Origin of the sequence: Streptomyces sp. NPDC050211 (assembly GCF_040656035.1) — a bacterium.
In the GTDB taxonomy this organism is placed as follows: Bacteria; Actinomycetota; Actinomycetes; order Streptomycetales; family Streptomycetaceae; genus Streptomyces.
Map to the genome: position 1 here is coordinate 1 of NZ_JBFALC010000189.1, position 1,059 is coordinate 1,059.

Annotated in this window: 1 protein-coding gene; it reads right to left on the reverse strand. The window is 60.5% G+C overall.

Annotation, left to right across the window (positions count from 1 at the left end; all coding sequences use genetic code 11):
* Positions 1-75: 75 nt before the first annotated feature.
* A partial coding sequence (locus AB0I98_RS49920; protein ID WP_362953190.1) for a group II intron maturase-specific domain-containing protein occupies positions 76-1,059 on the reverse strand: 984 nt, incomplete at its 5' end.

A 1,059-nucleotide genomic window follows, 5' to 3' on the forward strand; every position in this document is an offset into this window, starting at 1 on the left:
GGTCGGGTAGCCGGAGCCCCTTGCGAGGCTCCGGCCCCCTCAGAACCGTGCATGCCGCTCGTCGCGGCACACGGCTCAAGCGGGCCGCGGGGGCCGCGCGTTTGCTCTGTCCTTGCCACCTGCATGAAGCTGCTGGTGGCAGGTGGTGTGCCTCAGTTCCAGGTTCCGTGGATCGTCAGACCCACCGTGCTGACGGTGGACGACGTGGTGAACATGAAATGCTCTTGTCGCCGCCGAGAACCAGGACACCCACTCGTTCAGGTTGTCCGGCTCGAATCCAGCCCCTTCCAAAAGATCAAGCCCACAGCCAGGACACTTCCCTTTCTGGCGGACTGCCAGGCCGATGATGAGCCTGCGCTCCAGCTGTGGCAGGCCCTTGGTTGCTGTCCTCTTGGCCCAGTACTCCTTCAGCGCGGGGTCGTCCTTTGACGCATTCGCCGGAACTGCCGCGTGCCTCCGGATCTTCGTCCAAGCGAACTTATGCATGAGGACTTTGTCGTTGCCAAAGACCCACACATCGTTCCGCTTGGGGTGGTGCCGCCCCCAGTAGTGGGCTCGGATCCACCTCCGGCTTTTCCTGCGGTGTCGCTTTACAGCCCAGTTCCACAGTCGTCCGAAGGCGTAGAAATCAAGATTCCGGTACGCCCTAGACGATGAGTAGGGGCTGTAGTACATAGACCACCCTTTGACAAAGGGGTTGAGGGTGAGGATCAGGTCCTCGTGACTCCCTTGCCCGTTCGTACGCTGGATGATCTGCTTGATCCTCTGCCTGGCCCTTCGTATCGCCTCCTTGGATGGGGTAATGAGGACGGTGCCGTCCGCATACTTTCGGATGTGAGCACCCAGAAAGTCGAAGCCTTCCGCGAGGTGGACGATACGCGTCTTCTCCTCGTTGAAGGTCAACCCGCGGGGCTTAAGCCACTCCTCCAGCTTGTTTCTGGCTTGACATGCAGCTTCCTTCGTGTGACACAGCACTACGAAATCATCTGCGTACCGCACAAGTACCGGTGAGTCTTCGGCCGTTCGCACCAGGCCGTTCCACGCCGTCTTGACCGTCCT